The organism is Methylopila jiangsuensis, assembly GCF_027922305.1.
In the GTDB taxonomy this organism is placed as follows: Bacteria; Pseudomonadota; Alphaproteobacteria; order Rhizobiales; family Methylopilaceae; genus Methylopila; species Methylopila jiangsuensis.
This window is the reverse complement of sequence record NZ_BSFK01000010.1, coordinates 437,844-453,013: the sequence shown is the minus strand read 5'-3', so window position 1 is coordinate 453,013 and position 15,170 is coordinate 437,844. Positions and strand designations below refer to the sequence as shown.

Below are 15,170 nucleotides of genomic sequence, written 5' to 3'. Positions count from 1 at the left end.
GGTGGAAGCGTCAGCGAAGGGCGGGAGCGGACGCCGCCGGCGTCAGGACGAGGGCCGCCAGCGCGCGCTCCACGATCTCGTCGGGCGAGGCGGCGACGTCCACCCGCGCCCCGTCCTCGTCCGCCCCGAGCGGCTCCAGCGCGGCGAACTGGGAGGCGAGCAGCGAGGCGGGCATGTAGTGGCCCGCGCGGTGGGCCATGCGATCCTCCACCAGCGCCGGCGCGCCGGCGAGTTCGAGGAAGCGCACCCGCGCCGGGGCGCCGCGCAGCACGTCCCGGTAGCGGCGCTTCAGCGCCGAGCAGGTGACGACGGTGGAGGCGCCCTCCCCGGCCCGCTGGCCGATCCAGTCGCGGATCAGCACGAGCCAGGGCGCCCGGTCGTCGTCGTCCAGAGGGACGCCGGCGCTCATCTTGGCGATGTTCGCGGGCGGATGAAACTCGTCCGCCTCGGCGAAGGCCCAGCCGAGCCGCTCCGCCAGCGCCTGCGCCACCGTGGTCTTGCCCACCCCCGACGGCCCCATCACCACCACGCAGTCCGGCCGCCCGGCCGCTCCGCCCTCGCCCATGCGCGCCTCCTCCAGCGTCTTTTGCCGTCCGAACATAGGGCGCGTGGGGCGGCCGCCATCCGTTTCGCGCGCGTGATCCACAGCCTGAAGCGTAACGGGCCCGCTCGCCGCGCCGCCTTGCGGGCCGAAGCTGCTAGTCTCGCACTCCCATACCGACTCAAGCGACGACCTCGACGCCCATGCCCGTCCGCCTTCTCTCCGACACGGTCGCGAACCGGATCGCCGCCGGCGAGGTGGTGGAGCGTCCGGCCTCGGTGGTGAAGGAGCTGGCCGAGAACGCGCTCGACGCCGGCGCCGCCCGCATCGAGATCGTGCTGGAGGGCGGCGGCGCCCGGCTGATCCGGGTCTCCGACGACGGCTGCGGCATGGACCGCGACGACCTCGTGATGGCGGTGGAGCGCTTCGCCACCTCCAAGATCTCCAGCGACGAGGATCTGGTCGGCGTCGCCACCATGGGCTTCCGGGGCGAGGCGCTGCCCTCCATCGGCGCGGTGGCGCGGCTCGCCATCGCCACGCGGCGCCGGGACGCGCCCCACGGCTGGCGCCTGTCCGTGGAGGGCGGCCGCAAGGGCGAGGCCGAGCCCGCGGCGCTGCCGCCCGGCACGCGGATCGAGGTGCGCGACCTGTTCTTCGCCACCCCCGCCCGCGCCAAGTTCCTGAAGTCCGACCGCGCCGAGGCGCAGGCCGCCGCGGAGGCGGTGCGCCGGATGGCGCTCGCCGCCCCCCATGTGGACTTCACGCTGGTGGTGGAGGAGCGCACCCTGCGCTTTCCGGCCGCGGCCCCGGGCGCCGAGGGCTATGCGGAGCGGCTGGCGCAGGTGCTGGGCGCCGAGACCGCCGCGGCCATGATCGCCATCGACGGCCAGCGCGAGGGCGCCCGGCTCGTCGGCCATGTGGGCCAGAGCCACCTGCACCGGGCCACCGCCGGCGCCATCCACCTCTCCGTCAACGGCCGCCCGGTGCGCGACCGGCTGCTGACCGGCGCGCTGAAGGCCGCCTATCAGGACGTGATGCCCCGGGACCGCCATCCGGTGGCGGCGCTCGACATCCGGGTCGGGCCGGGCGAGGTGGACGTCAACGTGCATCCCGCGAAGGCCGAGGTGCGGTTCCGGGATTCCGGGCTGATCCGGGCGCTGGTGGTCTCCACCGTGCGGGCCGCGCTCGCCGGCGCCGGACCCACCCCCTACGCGGCCGGCTCCGCCGAGATCGCCCGCTTCGCCACGCGCACGGCTCCCGCCGCCGCCTGGCGGCCTGCGGCGGCGCCCGCTCCCGTCTGGCGGCCCGCGGCGACGCCCGCGCGCGGCCTCGCCCAGCCGGGCCAGAGCGCCTTCTCCGTCGACCTCATGGACCTGCCGCCGATCGCCGACCCCCGCGTCGCGGACGCCGCGCCGGACGAGGCGCGCGACCGGCCGCTCGGCGCCGCCAAGGCGCATCTCCACGACACCTACGTGCTGGCGGAGACCGCCGACGGCGTGGTGCTGGTGGACGCCCACGCCGCCCATGAGCGCCTGGTGTATGAGGAACTGAAGCGGCTGCGCGCCGCCTCGGGCGTGCCGCGGCAGGAGCTGCTGGTGCCGGACGTGGTGGAGCTCGATCCCGCCGACGCCGAACGGGTGCTGGCCGCGGCCCCCCTGCTGGACGGGCTCGGCCTCGGCCTGGAGGCCTTCGGCCCCGGCGCGCTGCTGGTGCGGGCGACGCCCGCGCCGCTTGGCCCCTGCGACGGCGCGGCGCTGGTGCGGGACATCGCCGAGACGCTGGCGGAGGGCGACGGCGAGGCCGGCCCGGTAGCCCGACGGCTCGATCACATTCTGGCGACGGTCGCCTGCCACGGCTCGGTGCGGGCCGGCCGCAAGCTCAAGCCCGACGAGATGAACGCGCTGCTGCGCGCCATCGAGGCGGAGCCCGCCGCCTCCACCTGCAACCACGGCCGCCCCACCTTCGTGCGCCTGTCGACCGCCGATCTGGAAAAGCTGTTCGGACGGCGCTGAGCGCGTCCGAACAGCGCTGAGGCGCCCGCTCCCTGCTCGCCATCATGCTCGCGCATCCACGACGTTCGCCGCGGAAAGCCTTGTGGCCTCAAAGTCGTGGACGCCCGAGGCAAGCTCGGGCGTGACGGCGCGCGAAACTTTCCCGCAGGCGCCGAACCGCGCCTGCGGGTCACGTAGGTCGCCGGATCACTCCGAGGACAGCTTGATCTCCTGCGGCGGATCGTTCCGCGTCTTCCACAACGAGACCGCGACGCCGCCGGCGATGAGCGCGAGCGTGACGCCGAGCGAGATCGCCGGGTCGACCTTGCCGAAGAAGTGCGCCCAGAAGATCTTCACGCCGATGAACACCAGCACCAGCGCCAGGGCGTATTTCAGGTAGGCGAAGCGCTTCGCCATGGCGGCGAGCGCGAAGTAGAGCGCGCGCAGGCCGAGCACCGCCATGATGTTCGCGGTGAAGACGATGTAGGTGTCGGTGGTGATGGCGAAGATCGCCGGCACCGAGTCCACCGCGAACACCAGATCGGCCACGTTGATCACCACCAGCGCCAGGAACAGCGGCGTGGTCCACAGCACCAGCTTGCCGGTGACGGGATGCGGCTGGCGCACGAAGAAGCGCTCGCCATGCAGCTCCGGCGTGACGCGCATGCGCCTCGACAGCCACTGCACCGCCTTGTTGTCGCCGATGTCGGCCTCTTCGTCGCCGGCGAACAGCATCTTCACGCCGGTGAAGGCGAGGAAGGCGCCGAAGAACAGCATGATCCAGTCGTAATCCTGAACCAGGGCCGCCCCGACGCCGATCATGAGGCCGCGCAGCACCAGAACCGCCAGGATGCCCCAGACCAGCGCGCGGTACTGGTAGCGCGCGGGGATGGCGAAGTAGCTGAAGATCAGCGATATGACGAAGACGTTGTCGATCGACAGCGCCTTTTCGATCGCGTAGCCGGTGTAATAGTTCATGCCGGCTTCGGGGCCCATGGACCACCAGATGTAGCCGCCGAAGGCGACCGCGACGGCGATGTAGAACACCGAGAGCTTCAGGCTCTCGGCCACGCCGAGCTCCTTGCCCTTGCGGTTCAGCACGCCGAGATCGAAGGCGAGCAGGATGCCCACGAGGGCGAGAAAGGCCAGCCACAGCCAGAGCGGCTTGCCGACAAATTCGACGAGCAGGAAATCAGGCGTCATGCGGCGTCAAGGTCCTCTGCGAGAGGACGGCGACGAGCGCCGATAGCGGACGCTGCGCCACCGCCCCCTAAGGGTTGGGTGGGCAGTCCGACATCGCGTGCCTTATACATGGGATAAGGACGCCAGAGGGGCCCGGACCGTTCTGACCGGGGCAAGGTGGAGCAGAAGCGGCGCGCAGGCAAGTCCCCTGCGCGCCTCTGACGCGAGCGTGATCGCCGCGGCCAGCCGCGCGCCGTCCGCCCCGACCGGCGCCTCTGCGGGCCTGAAGGGTTGATCGCCGAGCCGCCCTCCCGCACACAAGGGGCGAACCGACGATTCGCGAAGACTCGAGGCCGCCATGCTCGAACAATCCGCCGCCGATCTGGTCATCCGCCTCGCCGCGGTCTACGCGCTGGCGGGCCTGTTCGCCGGGCTCACGGTGCTGGTGCTGCTGAGCGTCATCCGGCTGGTGCAAATCCCGAAGCTGCTGCGCACCGCGCTCTACGCTGTCTATGCCCTGACCGCCGTCGGTCTGGCGGCGGCGTGGACCGCCGGCGCGCTGCAGCCGCCGGCGGTCGCCGCCGGTCAGGTCGCCGCCGCGGCCGAAAGCGCCAAGGCCTTCGACGCCCGCAACAGCGCGATCGTGGCGGCGGATTCCGGCCTGACGCCCGTGGGCCAGAGCGGGGTGGTCTACATCCAGGTGCCGGACATGGACGCCCGCTTCGCGGCCGAGGACCTGTGGCGCTCGCTGAAGGAGGCCGGCTTCCAGTCCCCCGGCATCGAGCTGATCACCGGACGCTCCCCTTCGGAGCCGGAGGTGCGCTACTTCAACGACGCCGACCGCCCGCTCGCCGAACAGGTCGCGGCCCTCGCCGCCAAGCACGGGCTCAAGGGCTCGGTGGTGAAGACCATCGCCAACTACAAGGCGCCCCCGGGCCAGATGGAGTTCTGGTACCCGCGCTGAGCGCGGGCGGCCAACGACTCTTATTGGTTGTGTTTACGTCAAGACAATGCAACCCATGGATGGCGCTCGCTTCTCGCGGCACGACGCCCTCCATTGTCCCCACAAGCGTGGCGATGACAGAAGCGGCGTGTTGAGCCCCCGAAGTGACGCGCATGATGATGTCAGCATCGGGGGATGCGCATGGCATACGATCTCCATAAATTCGTGCTTACGCTCCTTATTTCCTACACGGTCGTCGGATTTTTCATAATATTCACGATCGCCGGCGCCCTTGATCTTCTTACAAAGAAAAAACTTCCATCCGACATAAGGCCCTATTTTTACGGGACATACATCGTCACGGTCGTTGGGCTCTGCCTTGGCGCCGCCACAAACTACATTAAAGGTCCGACCCAAGCGACCGAAGACCTGCGGAACATCGCCGTCAGCGAAGAGGTTCGTCAGGTTCGCACGCAAAACGTCGTGCCTGCGGCGGGCGCGCAGACGCCTGCGCCCGTGAGCGGGGTCGTCTACATTCAGGCGTTTGGTCTGGCGGATGCGCCGAAGGCCAATGGCATCCGCATGGCCCTGATAAAGGCCGGGCTCCGATCGTTCGGGGTGGAATATGTGGGCGCCCGCTCTCCGAGCGCCCCGGAGGTCCGCTACTTCAACGACGGCGACGGGGATCTGGCGAAGCGGGTGGCGGAGATCGCCGAAGACGCGGGCGTCGCAGGCGTCGCCGTGAAGCCGCTCCGCAACTACACGGCGCCGAAGGGCCAGGTGGAGCTTTGGCTGCCCAAGGGCTCGTGAGGACCGCGCGGACGCGATCCGCGTTCAAGGTCACGCCGCCCTGAGCAGGGCGACCTTGGTGTCGCCGTAGAGGCGCGTCTCCAGCGTGTCGAAGCCGTCGAGCGCAGGGAGGTCGGCGTCGGCCGCCTCCTCCCACACCGCGAGCGCGCCCGGCGCCAGCCAGCCGCCGGCGCGGGCGGAGGCGAGCGCCTGCTGGCCGAGGCCGCGGCCGTAGGGCGGATCGCAGAACACCAGATCGAACGGCTGCACCGTCCCGATCGGCCCGAGGCGGGCCGCGTCGCGGCGGGCGACGCGGGTGACGCCGCCGAGGCCGAGCGCCTCCACGTTGGCCCGCAGGCAGGCGCGGGCCTCCGCGCCCTCGTCCACGAACAGCGCGTAGCGGGCGCCGCGGGACAACGCCTCGATGGCGAGCGCGCCGGTGCCGGCGAACAGGTCCAGCACCCGCGCGCCGTCCGCCGGATCGTCGTAGGCGTGGGCCAGCACGTTGAACACCGCCTCGCGCAGCCGGTCGGAGGTGGGACGGATCGCGCGCGAATCCGCCGCCGGGCCTTTCAGCGCGCGGCCCTTGAACTTACCGCCGACGATCCGCACCGCCCGGCCGTCCCTTGCCTGCGCCGCCCGGGCCCCGCGGGCCCTTCGGCCCCGGACCGCGATCGTTCGGGCCCTTGCGCGGCCCCTTGTTGAAGGCGGGCTTCGCCCCGCCGGGACGCCCGCCCGGCCCGCGGGGCTTGCTCCCCTCGGGTCGTTCGGGGCGTGGCCGCTCGCCGCGCGCGCCCTCACGCCGGTCGGGGCCGGCGCCGCGCTCGGGGCGCGGGCCACGCTCGGACCGGGGGCCGTCGCCGGCGCGGGGCGGACGCCCGCCGTCCGGCCGTGCGCCACGGTCACGCGACGGACGCTCGTCGCCGCCGCGCGCAGGACGCGGACCGCCCTCGCGCCGCTGGGGCTTGGCGCCCTCGTCGCGCCAGCGCGGCTCGGAGACGCGCGGCGCCCGCTCGGCGCGGGGCTCGGCGGAGGCGCTCTCCTCGCGGCGCGGACGCGGGCGATCGCCGAACCCTTCCCGCGGCGGACGGGACGGCGCGTCGCGGCGGGGGCCGCGGCGCACTTCGCCCTCACGGCGGGGGCCGCTCTCGCGCTCCAGCGGCGCCGGGCGGCGCACGCCGTCCCCGCGCGGAGGCCCGCGGCGCTCGCCGCCGTCACGAACCGGACCGCCGAACCGTTCGCCGCGCGGGGCGGGGGCGCCGTCGCGATCGCCGAACCTGCGCGGCGCGTCGCCGTCACGGCGCGGCGGGCCACGGCGTTCGCCGCCGTCGCGGGCCGGGCCGCCGAAGCGGTCGCCGCGCGGGGCGTCGCCGCCGTCGCGTGTGGTGAACTTACGCGGCGCGTCGCCGTCGCGGCGGGGAGGCCCGCGCCGGTCGTCGCCGTCGCGGCCTCGGCCGCGGGGGGCGTCCGCGCCCGGACGGGACACGCGGCCCGGCGCGCCGTAGCGTTCGGCGGCGGCGGGATCGCGGTGATGCACGCGCTTCGGGGCGACGTCGCCCTCGCCGCGCTCCACCTTCTCCACCTTCACGGTGCGGCCGCGGCGGTCGGCGATCGGCGCCGCGCGCTTCTTCGGAGGCTCGCGGTCCTCGACCGGACCTGCGGCCGCGGGGGCCGCCATGTCGCGCGGACGCGCCACCGGGGCCCGGCGGCCGACGCGCTGGGTCGGGTCCTTCAGCCGCTCGCCGTCGGAGACGGCGCGGGGCTCATAGGTCTTGCGGCCCGCGCCGCGCCCGCCCGTGACGAGCGGGGCGTCCTCGCCGTGGTCGACGCTCAGGGCGTCGAAATCGCAGCCGGCCTCGTCCGCCAGGCGCTTGCCGAGCTGGTCGGCGAGCGTGCGGGTGCGCACCTCCTCCACCGCGCCCTCGCCCAGGTCGCCGAGCTGGAACGGGCCGAAGGAGACGCGGATCAGGCGGCTCACCGCGAGGCCGAGATGCTCCGCGACGCGCTTGACCTCGCGGTTCTTGCCCTCGCGCAGGCCGATCTGCAGCCAGCAGTTGTCGTTGAGCTGGCGCTCGAGCGTCGCCTCGATGGGGCCGTAGTGGAAGCCGTCGATGGTGACGCCGTCCTTCAGCGCGTCGAGCTTGTCCTGCGTCACCCGGCCGAAGCAGCGCACGCGGTAGCGGCGCAGCCAGCCGGTCTCCGGCAGCTCCAGCACCCGCGACAGGCCGCCGTCGTTGGTCAGCAGCAGCAGGCCCTCGGTGTTGATGTCGAGCCGCCCCACCGTCACCACCCGCGGCATGGCGGGCGGCAGGATCTGGAACACCGTCTCGCGGCCTTCCGGATCATGGGTGGTGGTCACGTAGCCGCGGGGCTTGTGGTAGAGCCAGAGCCGGGTGCGCTCGCGCTCAGGCAGCGCGCGGCCGTCCACCGTCACCCGGTCGCGGGGCGTGACGTTGCGGGCGGCGGCGTCGATCACCGCGCCGTTGACGGCGACGCGGCCCTCGGCGATCCACTGCTCGGCCTCGCGGCGCGAGCCGAGCCCGGCGCGGGCGATGACCTTGGCCACGCGCTCGCCCGGAGGCGGCGCGGCGGTAGCGGTTTCCGGCGCCCCGTCGGGGCCGGCGGAGGTCGGTTCGTCGGACTGTGTCATGATGCGGCGGGCGATAGCATGTGGACGGCCAATTGACGAGAGATATCACGGCTTCGCCGATGGAGCGCGCCCTTGATGAGGCCCGCGCCGCCGCGGCCCGCGGCGAAGTGCCCGTGGGCGCGGTGGTGACGCGGGACGGCGCGGTGATCGCCGCGGCCGGAAACCGCACCCGTGAACTGAACGATCCCACCGCCCACGCGGAGATTCTCGCCATCCGCATGGCCTGCGCGGCGCTGGGCTCCGAACGGCTCGTGGGCTGCGACCTGCACGTCACGCTGGAGCCCTGCCCCATGTGCGCGGGCGCGATCTCCTTCGCCCGCATCCGCCGGCTCTATTTCGGCGCGGAGGACCCCAAGGGCGGCGCCGTGACGTCGGGGGCGCGGCTTTACCGCCTGCCCACCTGCCACCACGCTCCGGACGTCTATCCCGGCATCGCGGAATCAGAGTCCGCTGCGCTGCTGCGGGACTTTTTTCTCACGCTCCGAACGCCGATCTGAAACTTCACGTCAATCACCCTCCTGCGTGAAGCGAACGAAACGCGGCCTGCTTTTCCCGGACCTCTGAAGCATATCGAAATAATTTCCGTCATCCGGAACGGCCTTATCCGTCCAAAATATATCATGCGTCGTAACCCGGCATGGATTTCCGGCTGCGGCGCAGTTGTTCGGCACGGAACGCGCAAGCACGCTGTAGGATCCGATGACCGAACCATCGCCAATTGAAGCGCCCGAGAGCAATCTCACGCCTTGCCCAAGCCACACATGGTCCCCAACCGTGACGCCTTGCTTGAAACGTCGCTCTCCATCCGAGACGTTGTAAAGCCCATGCGCCTTCGACGCGTAGATAATGACGTCGCGTGAGATCAGACAGTCCGATCCGATCGAAACTACCCCGCCATTTGAACTCATGACGGTGAGCCCACGCACCACATTCGGTGAACTGAAATTAATAGTCCCTCCACCCACACACGCCAGATGAAGTCCAAATACATTTTTAATTCCATAAATGTTTATTACATTATCTCTTCCATTGAAGTAAATATTTGTTTTTGTCATTGCATCGATGCTGAAGTCTCCTTTCAATGAAACAACGTTGCCGTATTTTGATTTATACTTAAAACCGTTTTTGCCTCCGCCTGACATTCGATACAAGTCGTAAAGATTGACGCCCTGGAGCTGGACATCTTCAAAGCCTGCAAGTTTTAATTCTTTAAAAACAGAACTTGGCTGAACGGCAGGCGGAGCTCTCCCCTCCGCTCCCACCTCGCCCTCGCGCGTATTGACTTCTTTACCTTCGCACATATCTCAAAGACCTCGGAATCGTCGTTGTGAGCAACGTATCTCAAAACGAAGCGACACATCCATAGATCGTGTCCGCCACAGCCGCCGATTTCCCGGCGAGCATGCAGATGAGGAAGTTTCGATGGACGTCGTGCGCATTCTGATCGCCATTCTGCTGCCGCCGCTCGGCGTGTTCTTGCAGGTGGGCATCGGCTTGCAGTTCTGGCTGAACATTCTGCTGACCATCCTCGGCTACGTGCCGGGCATCATTCACGCCATCTGGGTGATCCTGCGCAAATGACCGCCTACGCCGCCTCCGGATTCGCCGGCCGCATGGCGCGGCCGGACCATGCCGCCGTTCTCGACGATCTGGAGCGCCTCGCGACGCTGCTGGATTCGCGCTGGCGCATTCCGGGCACCAACTGGCGCTTCGGCCTCGACGCGGCGGTCGGCCTCGCGCCGGGCGTCGGCGACCTCGCCATGGGTCTGGTCTCGGCCTACATGATCAAGCGCGCCAGCGACCTCGGCGCGCCGGGCCATGTGCTGGCCCGCATGGTGGGCAATGTGGCGCTGGACACGGTGGTGGGCTCGATCCCGCTTCTGGGCTCGGTGTTCGACGTGGCGTTCAAGGCCAACCGCCGCAACATGCGGCTGCTGCGCCGCCATTTCGGCAACTGAACGCCGGCGCGCGGTGGACCTTCCGTCCGCCGCCGCTTAGGCTTCCCGCCGACGCGCCGCGTGAGGCCGGGGCCGGGAGACGAGCGCCATGTTCCCCTTCTACGACCTGATGCGGCAGGCGCAGGGCGGCGCCGCCTTCGACAACATCGCCCGGGCCTACGGCGTCGACCCTTCGCAGATGCGCGCGGCCATGGCGGCGCTGACGCCTGCGTTCGCGCAGGGCTTCCAGCGCCAGTCCCGCAACGACGAGGCCGCGCGGCGGCTGAACGACATGTTCGGCGCCGACGTCTACGCCCGCGCCTTCGAGGCGCAGGCGGCCGCCCTTGATCCGTCCACGAAAGCCGCGGGCGACGACGCGCTCGGCGCGCTGTTCGGCTCCAAGGAGGTGTCGCGGGCGGTGGCGGCGCAGGCGTCCGCCGCGTCGGGCGTGCAGGCGGAGATCATCCGCAAGGTGCTTCCCGTGCTGACCAGCATCCTGATCGGCGGGTTCATGAAGGCGGCGCAGGGCGCGGGAAGCGGCGCCGGGCCGACGTCCCCGTCCTTCCCCGGCGCCGGACCGTTCGGCCCGTTCTGGGAGCAGATCCTGTCCGCCGGCCGGAAGGACGCCCCCGCGCCCGAAGAGAAACCCGCTCCGGAGCAGCCCGCGAACCCGTTCCAGAGCTGGATCGACGCCTTCTCGGGCGGCGCTTTCGGGCGGGAGGGGCGCGACGGCCCCGCCAATCCCATGGGCGACATGATGGCGGACATCCTGGCCGGCGCCTTCGGCAAATCCGCGCCCGAACCGAAGCCCGAGCCCGCGCCGGAGCAGACCGCGCCGCAGGCCGAGGCCGCGCCCGAGGGCGAAAGGCCCGAAGAGACCTCCTCCGACACGGCCTTCGACCAGATGATGCAGACCGGCCGCGAGATTCAGGCCCACAACGCCCGCGCCATGGAGCAGATCTTCGACGCCTTCTTCAGCGGTCCGGCGCGCACCCGCGGCTGACGGACGGCCGTCCGGCATTGTGCGGCTTCCGCGGCGGGAGTAGAGCCATCGGCGTACCGCTTTTTTCGGAAGATCGCGACCCGTGACGTCTCCCGCCAATTCGCCGCGCCGCGTGCTGTTCGCCAGCCTGATCGGCACGACCATCGAGTTCTTCGACTTCTACATCTACGCCACGGCGGCGGTGATCGTGTTCCCGAAGCTGTTCTTCCCGGCGGCCGATCCCACGTCGGCGACGCTGCAGTCGCTCGCCACCTTCGCCATCGCGTTCTTCGCCCGGCCGGTGGGCGCCGCGGTGTTCGGCCATTTCGGCGACCGGCTCGGCCGCAAGGCGACGCTGGTGGCGGCGCTGATGCTGATGGGCTTCTCCACCGTCGCCATCGGCCTGCTGCCGACCTACGCCCAGATCGGCGTCGCGGCGCCGCTGCTGCTGTCGTTGTGCCGGCTCGGGCAGGGCCTCGGCCTCGGCGGCGAATGGGGCGGCGCGGTGCTGCTCGCCACCGAGAACGCGCCCAAGGGCCGGGAAGCCTGGTACGGCATGTTCCCGCAGCTCGGGGCGCCGATCGGCTTCATCCTGTCGGCGGCGAGCTTCCTCGCGCTGGGCGCCGCGCTGACCGACGAACAGTTCTTCGCCTGGGGCTGGCGCATTCCGTTCGTGGCGAGCGCGCTGCTGGTGATCGTCGGGCTCTATGTGCGGCTGAAGATCACCGAGACTCCCGCCTTCCAGGCTGCGATCGAGCGCCGCGAGCGGGTGCGCGCGCCCATGCTGACGGTGCTGAGGGAGCATGGGGCGATCCTGAGCCTCGCGACGCTCGGCGCCACCGCCACCTTCACCGTGTTCTACCTGATGACGGTGTTCGCGCTGAGCTGGGGCGTCAGCGCGCTCGGCTACGGCCGGGGCCAGTTCCTGCCGCTGCAGATGATCGGCATGGTGGTTTTCGCCGTCACCATCCCGCTGTCCGCGATCTACGCCGACCGGGCGGGCCGGACCACGGCGCTGCTCCTCGCCACCCTCGGCCTGTTCCTGTTCGGCTTCGCCTTCGAGCCGCTGTTCGGCGCCGGGCATGTGGCCGGGGTGACGCTGTTCCTCGCGCTCGGGCTCGGCCTCATGGGCTGCACCTACGGGCCCCTGAGCGCCGCGCTGTCGGAGCTGTTCCCGACCGCGGTGCGCTACACCGGCGCCTCGCTCGCCTTCAACCTCGCGGGCATCCTCGGCGCCTCGCCCGCGCCCTATCTCGCCACCTGGCTCGCCAAGACCTACGGGCTGTGGGCGGTCGGGCTCTACATGTCCGCCATGGCGGCGCTCACCGGCGTGGCGCTCGTCGCCATCGCCCGGCGGGCGAAGCGGGGCGGCCTGGGCTTCAGCCCCGCGGAATGACGCTCGAGCAGCTCCGCATCTTCGTGGCGGTGGCCGAGCGGGAGCACGTCACCCGCGCGGCCGAGGACCTCAACCTCACCCAGTCGGCGGTGAGCGCCGCGGTGTCGAACCTCGAAGGCCGCTACGCCGCCAGGCTGTTCGACCGCATCGGCCGCCGCATCGCCCTGACCGAGGCGGGACGGCTGTTCCTAGTGGAGGCGCGCGCGGTGCTGGCCCGCGCGGACGCCGCGGAGACCGTGCTCGCCGACCTCGCGGGCCTGAAGAAGGGCCGCCTGTCGCTCGCCGCCAGCCAGACGGTCGCCAGCTACTGGCTCCCGGCGCGCCTCCACGCCTATCGCGCGCGCTTTCCGGGGGTCGCGGTCTCGCTCGCCATCGCCAACACCGACGCGGTGGCGGCCGCCATCCACGACGGCGAGGCGGATGTGGGCGTGGTGGAGGGGGTGATCGACGATCCCGCGCTGCGCGCCGTCCCCGTGGCCTGGGACGAGATGGCGCTGGTGGCGCCGCCGTCGCACCCGTGGGCGTCGCCGTCGCGCGGCGCGGACTGGAGCCCCTCCCCCACCGATCTGGCCTCCGCCCGCTGGGTGCTGCGGGAGCCCGGCTCCGGCACCCGCGCCCTGCTGGAGACCGCGATCCGGGAGGCGGGGCTCGCCTTCGACGCGCTCGACGTGGCGCTGGAGCTGCCCTCGAACGAAGCGGTGCGGGCGGCGGTGGAGGCCGGCGCGGGCGCGAGCGTGATGTCGCGTCTGGTGGCGGCCGGCGGCCTGGCCTCGGGAAGCCTGAGGGAGATTCCCGCCGATCTGCCGCGGCGGCGCTTCATCGCGCTGACCCACAAGGAGCGCTACGCCACCCGCGCCGCCGCCGCCTTCCTCGACCTGCTGGCCGAGACGCCGGCGGCCTGAGGCGGCGCCGTCAGCCCGCGAGGTCGGCCACCACCGCGTCGAGCACGGGAAAGCCCTCGCGGGTCACCCGCAGGCGGTCGCGGCCGAGCCGCTCCACCATGCCGTCGAACACCAGATCGTCGATGCGGCGGCTGTCGAGCCGCCGGCCGGACAGGCGCTGGAACCGGGCGAGGTCGATGCCCTCTGCGAGGCGCAGGCCCATCACCAGGAACTCGTCCGCCTGCGCCTCCTGGCTCAGCGGCTCGTCCATGACGAGGCCGTGGCCGTCCGCCTCCACCGCCGCCGCCCAGAGCTCGGGATTGCGCTCGACCGCGAGCTCGCGGCGCACGCCGTCCACCACCAGCCGGCCATGGGCGCCCGGGCCGACGCCGGCGTATTCGCCATAGCGCCAGTAGACCAGGTTATGGCGGCTCTCGGCGCCGGGCCGGGCGTGGTTGGAGATCTCGTAGGCCGGCATGCCCGCCTGCTCCGTCACCGCCTGCGTCACGTCCCACAGCGCGCGGGAGGTGTCCTCGTCGGGCGTCTTCAGCTTGCCGGCGGCGTAGAGCGCGTGGAAGGGCGTGCCCTCCTCGATGGTGAGCTGGTAGAGCGACAGGTGCTCCGGCGCATGCTCGATGGCCTGGGTCAGCTCGTCCCGCCACGCCTCCGGCGTCTGGCCGGGACGGGCGTAGATCAGGTCGAACGAGGCGCGCGGAAAGATGGAGGTCGCGAGCCGCACCGCCGCCATGGCCTCGTCCACGCTGTGCAGCCGGCCGAGCGCGGCGAGGTCGCCCGCGTTCAGCGCCTGCACCCCGAGCGAGACCCGGTTGACGCCGGCGGCGCGGTAGCCGCGGAAACGCTCCGCCTCCACGCTGGTGGGGTTGGCCTCCAGCGTCACCTCCACGCCGTCGTCCACGCCCCAGGCGTCGGCGATGGCGTCGAGGATTCCGCCCACCGTCTCCGGCGTCATCAGCGAGGGCGTGCCGCCGCCGAAGAAGATGGAGCCCACCGTGCGCCCCGGCGCCAGCGCCGCCATATGGGCGATTTCCCGCCGGAAGGCGGCGAGGAAGCGGGGCTGGTCCACGCCCTTGTGGCGCACATGGCTGTTGAAGTCGCAGTAGGGGCACTTGGCCGCGCAGAACGGCCAGTGGACATAGACGCCGAAGCCGGGCTCGGCCGTCATCGCGGCGGGCCTTCAGGGAACAGCGCCGCCATCAGCTCGCCGAAGGCGCGGGCGCGATGCGACAGGCCGGTGGCCCGACCGTCCCAGTCCCATTCCACGCCGTGCTTCTCCTCGGAACTCATCTCGCCAAAGGTGCGGTGATGCCCCTCCGGAAGGAAGACCGGATCGTAGCCGAAGCCCAGATCGCCCCGGGGCGGCCACACGATCGTCCCCCGCACGGCGCCCTCCACGTCCAGCCCTTCTCCCGACGGCCAGGCGAGGCATAGCGCCGCCACGAAGGCCGCGCGGCGCTGGTCGGGCTCGGTGGCGCCCCGGTCCTGAAGGTCCTCCTCCACGCGCTCCATGGCGCCGGCGAAGTCCTTGTCCGGCCCGGCCCAGCGGGCCGAGAAGATGCCCGGCGCGCCCCACAGCGCCTCCACCGCGAGGCCGGAATCGTCGGCGAGCGCCGGCAGGCCCGAGGCCATCGCCGCGGCGTCCGCCTTGATGCGGGCGTTCTCGGCGTAGGTGGTGCCGGTCTCGTCGGGCTCGGGCAGGCCGAGCTCCCCCGCCGACACGAGCTCCACCGGGAACGCCGCCAGGAGTTCGCGGAATTCGGCCAGCTTGCCGGCGTTGTGGGTGGCGATCACCAGGCGGGGCCCGAGCGGCGGCAGTTCGATCATCGCGGTCTTGTCCCGAAGCCGGTCGCTCGTCCGCGG

At 71.5% G+C, this 15,170-nt stretch carries 16 protein-coding genes; 9 read left to right on the top strand and 7 right to left on the bottom strand.

What is annotated here, in order from left to right:
- Nucleotides 1-10: 10 nt before the first annotated feature.
- On the bottom strand, nucleotides 11-565 hold the full coding sequence (locus PKE85_RS11870) for a gluconokinase (protein WP_271204947.1): 555 nt from the start codon (nucleotides 563-565) through the stop codon (nucleotides 11-13).
- A 179-nt stretch (nucleotides 566-744) separates the two neighbouring features.
- On the opposite strand from PKE85_RS11870, the gene mutL reads away from it, so the two are divergent.
- Entirely contained in the window at nucleotides 745-2,553 is a 1,809-nt protein-coding gene (mutL, locus tag PKE85_RS11865) for a DNA mismatch repair endonuclease MutL (protein ID WP_271204946.1), read from the top strand.
- A 186-nt stretch (nucleotides 2,554-2,739) separates the two neighbouring features.
- Here the strand turns inward: mutL and PKE85_RS11860 are convergent, their stop codons facing one another.
- The gene (locus PKE85_RS11860) at nucleotides 2,740-3,735 is read right to left on the bottom strand and encodes a TerC family protein (protein ID WP_271204944.1); all 996 of its coding nucleotides are present in this window, start codon (nucleotides 3,733-3,735) and stop codon (nucleotides 2,740-2,742) included.
- Between the two features lie 337 nt (nucleotides 3,736-4,072).
- On the opposite strand from PKE85_RS11860, the gene PKE85_RS11855 reads away from it, so the two are divergent.
- Entirely contained in the window at nucleotides 4,073-4,678 is a 606-nt protein-coding gene (locus PKE85_RS11855; RefSeq protein ID WP_271204943.1) for a hypothetical protein, read from the top strand.
- A 180-nt stretch (nucleotides 4,679-4,858) separates the two neighbouring features.
- A complete protein-coding gene (locus PKE85_RS11850; RefSeq protein ID WP_271204942.1) occupies nucleotides 4,859-5,467 on the top strand; it encodes a hypothetical protein in 609 nt (202 codons plus the stop codon).
- 30 nt (nucleotides 5,468-5,497) lie between these two features.
- Here PKE85_RS11850 and rsmD read toward each other — a convergent pair whose 3' ends face one another.
- Both rsmD and PKE85_RS11840 read right to left on the bottom strand, forming a co-directional pair.
- Nucleotides 5,498-6,058: a 16S rRNA (guanine(966)-N(2))-methyltransferase RsmD gene (gene rsmD / locus PKE85_RS11845; protein WP_271204941.1), complete on the bottom strand. Its 561-nt coding sequence runs from the start codon at nucleotides 6,056-6,058 to the stop codon at nucleotides 5,498-5,500.
- Complete coding sequence (locus PKE85_RS11840; protein WP_271204940.1) at nucleotides 6,039-8,096, bottom strand: pseudouridine synthase; 2,058 nt, start codon at nucleotides 8,094-8,096, stop codon at nucleotides 6,039-6,041. The genes rsmD and PKE85_RS11840 overlap by 20 nt, the downstream gene beginning before the upstream one ends.
- A 59-nt stretch (nucleotides 8,097-8,155) precedes the next feature.
- Here PKE85_RS11840 and PKE85_RS11835 point away from each other — a divergent pair, with 59 nt between their 5' ends.
- Entirely contained in the window at nucleotides 8,156-8,593 is a 438-nt protein-coding gene (locus PKE85_RS11835; RefSeq protein WP_271204939.1) for a nucleoside deaminase, read from the top strand.
- Between the two features lie 9 nt (nucleotides 8,594-8,602).
- On the opposite strand, the gene PKE85_RS11830 is transcribed toward PKE85_RS11835, so the two are convergent.
- Nucleotides 8,603-9,397: an acyltransferase gene (locus tag PKE85_RS11830; RefSeq protein WP_271204938.1), complete on the bottom strand. Its 795-nt coding sequence runs from the start codon at nucleotides 9,395-9,397 to the stop codon at nucleotides 8,603-8,605.
- Nucleotides 9,398-9,518: 121 nt separating this feature from the next.
- On the opposite strand from PKE85_RS11830, the gene PKE85_RS11825 reads away from it, so the two are divergent.
- The 5 genes from PKE85_RS11825 to PKE85_RS11805 all read left to right on the top strand — a co-directional run bounded on the left by PKE85_RS11825 (nucleotide 9,519) and on the right by PKE85_RS11805 (nucleotide 13,313).
- On the top strand, nucleotides 9,519-9,677 hold the full coding sequence (locus PKE85_RS11825; RefSeq protein ID WP_271204937.1) for a YqaE/Pmp3 family membrane protein: 159 nt from the start codon (nucleotides 9,519-9,521) through the stop codon (nucleotides 9,675-9,677).
- Nucleotides 9,674-10,054 (top strand): DUF4112 domain-containing protein, encoded by a 381-nt coding sequence (locus PKE85_RS11820; protein ID WP_271204936.1) that lies wholly within the window; start codon nucleotides 9,674-9,676, stop codon nucleotides 10,052-10,054. Before PKE85_RS11825 ends, PKE85_RS11820 begins: the two co-directional genes overlap by 4 nt.
- Before the next feature lie 88 nt (nucleotides 10,055-10,142).
- The gene (locus PKE85_RS11815) at nucleotides 10,143-11,036 is read left to right on the top strand and encodes a DUF937 domain-containing protein (RefSeq protein WP_271204935.1); all 894 of its coding nucleotides are present in this window, start codon (nucleotides 10,143-10,145) and stop codon (nucleotides 11,034-11,036) included.
- Between the two features lie 82 nt (nucleotides 11,037-11,118).
- Nucleotides 11,119-12,411 (top strand): MFS transporter, encoded by a 1,293-nt coding sequence (locus tag PKE85_RS11810; RefSeq protein WP_271204934.1) that lies wholly within the window; start codon nucleotides 11,119-11,121, stop codon nucleotides 12,409-12,411.
- The gene (locus PKE85_RS11805) at nucleotides 12,408-13,313 is read left to right on the top strand and encodes a LysR family transcriptional regulator (protein WP_271204933.1); all 906 of its coding nucleotides are present in this window, start codon (nucleotides 12,408-12,410) and stop codon (nucleotides 13,311-13,313) included. The genes PKE85_RS11810 and PKE85_RS11805 overlap by 4 nt, the downstream gene beginning before the upstream one ends.
- A 10-nt stretch (nucleotides 13,314-13,323) precedes the next feature.
- Here PKE85_RS11805 and hemW read toward each other — a convergent pair whose 3' ends face one another.
- Nucleotides 13,324-14,475 carry a radical SAM family heme chaperone HemW gene (gene hemW, locus PKE85_RS11800; protein WP_271204932.1) on the bottom strand — a complete coding sequence of 384 codons (1,152 nt, stop codon included), beginning with the start codon at nucleotides 14,473-14,475 and terminating at the stop codon, nucleotides 13,324-13,326.
- Nucleotides 14,472-15,134 carry an RdgB/HAM1 family non-canonical purine NTP pyrophosphatase gene (rdgB, locus tag PKE85_RS11795; RefSeq protein ID WP_271204931.1) on the bottom strand — a complete coding sequence of 221 codons (663 nt, stop codon included), beginning with the start codon at nucleotides 15,132-15,134 and terminating at the stop codon, nucleotides 14,472-14,474. Before rdgB ends, hemW begins: the two co-directional genes overlap by 4 nt.
- Nucleotides 15,135-15,170 lie beyond the last annotated feature (36 nt).

Excerpts from the sequence above, each read along its gene's own strand:
- PKE85_RS11870 (WP_271204947.1), bottom strand. The coding sequence starts at position 565 with ATGGGCGAGGGCGGAGCGGCCGGGCGGCCGGACTGCGTGGTGGTGATG.
- mutL (WP_271204946.1), top strand. The coding sequence starts at position 745 with ATGCCCGTCCGCCTTCTCTCCGACACGGTCGCGAACCGGATCGCCGCC.
- PKE85_RS11860 (WP_271204944.1), bottom strand. The coding sequence starts at position 3,735 with ATGACGCCTGATTTCCTGCTCGTCGAATTTGTCGGCAAGCCGCTCTGG.
- PKE85_RS11855 (WP_271204943.1), top strand. The coding sequence starts at position 4,073 with ATGCTCGAACAATCCGCCGCCGATCTGGTCATCCGCCTCGCCGCGGTC.
- PKE85_RS11850 (WP_271204942.1), top strand. The coding sequence starts at position 4,859 with ATGGCATACGATCTCCATAAATTCGTGCTTACGCTCCTTATTTCCTAC.
- PKE85_RS11840 (WP_271204940.1), bottom strand. The coding sequence starts at position 8,096 with ATGACACAGTCCGACGAACCGACCTCCGCCGGCCCCGACGGGGCGCCG.
- PKE85_RS11835 (WP_271204939.1), top strand. The coding sequence starts at position 8,156 with ATGGAGCGCGCCCTTGATGAGGCCCGCGCCGCCGCGGCCCGCGGCGAA.
- PKE85_RS11830 (WP_271204938.1), bottom strand. The coding sequence starts at position 9,397 with ATGTGCGAAGGTAAAGAAGTCAATACGCGCGAGGGCGAGGTGGGAGCG.
- PKE85_RS11825 (WP_271204937.1), top strand. The coding sequence starts at position 9,519 with ATGGACGTCGTGCGCATTCTGATCGCCATTCTGCTGCCGCCGCTCGGC.
- PKE85_RS11820 (WP_271204936.1), top strand. The coding sequence starts at position 9,674 with ATGACCGCCTACGCCGCCTCCGGATTCGCCGGCCGCATGGCGCGGCCG.
- PKE85_RS11815 (WP_271204935.1), top strand. The coding sequence starts at position 10,143 with ATGTTCCCCTTCTACGACCTGATGCGGCAGGCGCAGGGCGGCGCCGCC.
- PKE85_RS11805 (WP_271204933.1), top strand. The coding sequence starts at position 12,408 with ATGACGCTCGAGCAGCTCCGCATCTTCGTGGCGGTGGCCGAGCGGGAG.
- hemW (WP_271204932.1), bottom strand. The coding sequence starts at position 14,475 with ATGACGGCCGAGCCCGGCTTCGGCGTCTATGTCCACTGGCCGTTCTGC.
- rdgB (WP_271204931.1), bottom strand. The coding sequence starts at position 15,134 with ATGATCGAACTGCCGCCGCTCGGGCCCCGCCTGGTGATCGCCACCCAC.